Source organism: Leptolyngbya sp. FACHB-36, from assembly GCF_014695955.1.
Taxonomy (GTDB): domain Bacteria; phylum Cyanobacteriota; class Cyanobacteriia; order Leptolyngbyales; family Leptolyngbyaceae; genus FACHB-36.
The window spans coordinates 1-3,246 of sequence record NZ_JACJPG010000197.1; the positions used below are offsets into that span (position 1 = coordinate 1).

General features: G+C 53.8%; 4 protein-coding genes. 1 reads left to right on the plus strand and 3 read right to left on the minus strand.

The features are described from left to right. A partial coding sequence (locus H6F43_RS04465) for a CHASE2 domain-containing protein (protein ID WP_190341069.1) occupies nt 1–1,036 on the minus strand: 1,036 nt, incomplete at its 3' end. 533 nt (nt 1,037–1,569) lie between these two features. Here H6F43_RS04465 and H6F43_RS04470 point away from each other — a divergent pair. Next, nucleotides 1,570–2,085 (plus strand): hypothetical protein, encoded by a 516-nt coding sequence (locus H6F43_RS04470; protein WP_190341071.1) that lies wholly within the window; start codon nt 1,570–1,572, stop codon nt 2,083–2,085. A gap of 50 nt (nt 2,086–2,135) precedes the next feature. On the opposite strand, the gene H6F43_RS04475 is transcribed toward H6F43_RS04470, so the two are convergent. Next, nucleotides 2,136–2,576 carry a peptidylprolyl isomerase gene (locus H6F43_RS04475; RefSeq protein ID WP_190341073.1) on the minus strand — a complete coding sequence of 147 codons (441 nt, stop codon included), beginning with the start codon at nt 2,574–2,576 and terminating at the stop codon, nt 2,136–2,138. Nucleotides 2,577–2,623: 47 nt separating this feature from the next. After that, nucleotides 2,624–3,082, minus strand: a complete 459-nt coding sequence (locus tag H6F43_RS04480) for a tryptophan-rich sensory protein (protein ID WP_190341074.1) — start codon at nt 3,080–3,082, stop codon at nt 2,624–2,626. Nucleotides 3,083–3,246 lie beyond the last annotated feature (164 nt).

Genomic DNA, 3,246 nt, shown 5'->3' on the forward strand with positions numbered 1-3,246 from the left:
CTCCCCCGACGATCGACCACGCCCAAATCCAGCCCAGTTCACCAGCCTCGGACCAGAACCAAACAAGGGGTTGCCCATCTAAAACAACACTAAGGATTTGGCTTGCCATCTGAGCGTGAACCAGCACTCCCGGCATCGACGGGCTTCGATCCGATGCAAAGTTGTGAGGAGTCAGAAATAAATCTTTGGCGCTGGGAGCAGTCGTGCCGATTAGCACGAGCTTGTCCGTCACCCAGTCTGCCGGAATTGTGCTGCTCAACACCTGGGTCAACGTTACCTGTCGCGCCACGTTTGCTGCAGAGCGGTAGTTTAGCAGCACTTGGTAACCGCGATCGTCCAATGCCTCATAGCCGCCGGAGGTTCTGGTAAGCGGAGTGAATACCGCCGTCCCAATCTGGAGAGAAGTCGGCGTTACCTGAAGCTGTTGATTGTCTGCCGCCAAGTAACGCAGGCTGGACCGCAGCGAAAACGAGAACCAGCGCTCCGTTTTGGTCGCTGCGAACAAGAAATTGCGGCGGATTGTTGCGTCGGGGTCCACCAAGAAATCGCTGAAGCCAATCTGAGTTTCGGGTACCCCTCTGGGCGGTGACACTCCACCCGCTCCGGCACTTTCTAGCAGCTGAATCGAAATGACATTAGGACGCCGAAGCTGTTCCAACAGCGCAGCGTTTCCCGGCGGATGTGGTACATCTCGGTAGAGGTCTAAGCCGATCGCTCTGGGACGATATTGCTGCAGCGTTGCCAGCAGTTGGGCGACGGACTCATCCGAGAGGGGCCAGCGGTTCTGCTGCCGAATGTCTTCTTCGGTAATTGTGACGATGAGCAACCGTGAATCAGGTCCGGCGTCCGGTCGCCAGCGCGTCATCTGATCAAAGGTCAGCAGTTCCAGCGATTGCAGTCCGCTAAGCTGTCGGATTCCAAAAATAACGCTGGTAATGAGAAGGCTGGAGACGATCGTAGGGTGTCTTAGAAAACGAGTTGCGAACCAACGTCCACCCCTCACTGCATTTTGAAGCTTGAGCCGGAAATCCGTCATGAATACGCCATAGAACCTGGACGATGCGAAGCGCGTGAGAGGACCCTGTAACGTAGTTCAGTGCGATTGTAGCTTTTGAGCGAGTCGTTTGCCTGACCGATACAGCCCCACCTGCTCGATCTCCCTAGTTCGAGGGTATCTAGGATATGTGCAGCGGTAATCCGTGGAATGACTGAGACAGCTTAGTTAGTTCATCTGCTGACTCGCTCGGTGGTCCCAATTTCAACCAGTAAACGAATCCCTGACGCTAGTTCCTTCAGATCCCCCTAACGTCTTGCAGCCCGAAGTTTTAGAGGATGATTTAAGACGCTTGGGGGCTGCCAAAGGTTTTAGAAAGCTTTAGAATACGTTCTAGCAATCTGTTCAATTGATCAGTAGAGCTGCGGAGAGCCAATTCAGTCAGCGCAGCATGGCTATGAGCAAATAATGCTCGTCGCTAAAGACTTCGTTAAATCCACCGAAAGCTACTCCGGTATTCAGACGACAAGCGCTAAAATTCAGCTAAACGCCTCCGAGTTTTCCAGGATATCCTTGTGACTACTTCACAATTTGGGCGGAAGCCCCCGCTCAGACGTCGATCGCCACACCTTGCCATTGTCGTACTGCCTGATGAGTCAACGGCTTTTCAGGCGTATCGCTTGTTGCAGTATCACGGTATTTCCCCAGAGCATTTAGCGATCGTTGGTGAAGGCTACAGCAGTCCCGAACGAGTTGGACTAATGCGCCCACGACAAATTGCCGTGCGGACGGCTCGGCGGTTAGCGCTGCGATCCACCATCCTGGGGACGGTTCTCTGCGCGGCAGCGGCACTAATTTGGCAGCAGGCAGGAATTCATGCGGGGCTCGTCCTGCTGGCAGGCGTGGTTAGCGGTGTGATTGGGGCGATCGTCGGCGCACTGATTGGATACCTCGGGGAAGGCAACGCCGCAAGTATTTATCGGCATCATCTTCTGCAAGGGCGCTACTTGTTAATGGTAGAAGGACCCGAAACGCTGGTTCGTTGGGGGCAAGAAGTTCTGCATCATTACTCGGTGCCTAGCCCGTACTAAAGACAGAATAAGCGTCTCCAGTACGGGCTAAGCCTTACTGGCTTCCCACTTTATGCCTCGATTTTCACAGAGCGAATGCGATCGCCTTGCCGAATTGCATTGACCACATCCATGTTTTCAGTTTTACCAAACACAGTGTGCACGCCATCCAAATGCGACTGTGGCGAATGGCAGATGAAGAACTGACTGCCGCCAGTGTCGCGTCCAGCATGCGCCATCGACAGCGTGCCTGCTTCGTGCTTATTGGGGTTTATTTCGCACTTAATGGTGTAGCCGGGTCCGCCCGTTCCTGGTACTCCCTGTGCTCCCTCACGGGTATTTGGACAGCCGCCTTGAACCATGAAGTCGGAGATAACGCGATGGAATGCTAATCCGTCGTAGTAGCCTTTGTTCGACAGGTCTACAAAATTCTTAACCGTGTTGGGCGCGTCCTGGTCGAACAGATCCAGGTGAATTGTGCCCTTGTCGGTTTCCATAATGGCGCGGGTCATAGAGTAAGTCCTCGAAACTCTCTATCATCCTACCGCTTGGAGGAAGTCTAAGCAGATTCGGGGTTGAGGCGGCTCATTTCCCAAGTTGTGTACGTGCCGATCGGACTCCATAGGAGATAAGGCACCAGCAGCAATGCCGCCCACCCAGAAATTTGCCAAACGAGTAGCGTCAGAATGACTCCCAGCACCACGCCAATGCCGCCGACGATCGTGCCCTTCGTCAGGCTGCGAGTCCACAGCGTCACTGGCGGATAGAGCACGATCGAAATCTCTAGCAGCAGATAAAACGCCATCAGTTGCCAGCTTTGGGTGCGCTCCCAAACAATGTAAGCGGACCACGCGCCACAGATAAACACAACGGTCCAGATGATCGGAATCAACGGCTCGAAGGTTAACCAACTCGGACGCCGCAGACGTATGAACCACTTAATGTCCTTGGGTCTTAGGACGTTGCTGCCTAGCGCGACCGCTATAGTTACGGCGGCGATGACCATCCACGATTTCATACTTTTCTCGCCTTCCCAGAAGCGCGCTGAGGTGATATTCACGCTTTATTGTGGCGAGATAAAACTAGAACCGAATCAACCCGCAGAGCGATCGTCCTTCATCAAAGGTGCAATTTCATCGAAGGCGCGTGCTGGTCGATCGTCCTGCTGATGTTTAGCACATC

Coding starts and splice junctions, on each gene's coding strand:
- H6F43_RS04475 (WP_190341073.1), bottom strand. CDS start 2,576: ATGACCCGCGCCATTATGGAAACCGACAAGGGCACAATTCACCTGGAT.
- H6F43_RS04480 (WP_190341074.1), bottom strand. CDS start 3,082: ATGAAATCGTGGATGGTCATCGCCGCCGTAACTATAGCGGTCGCGCTA.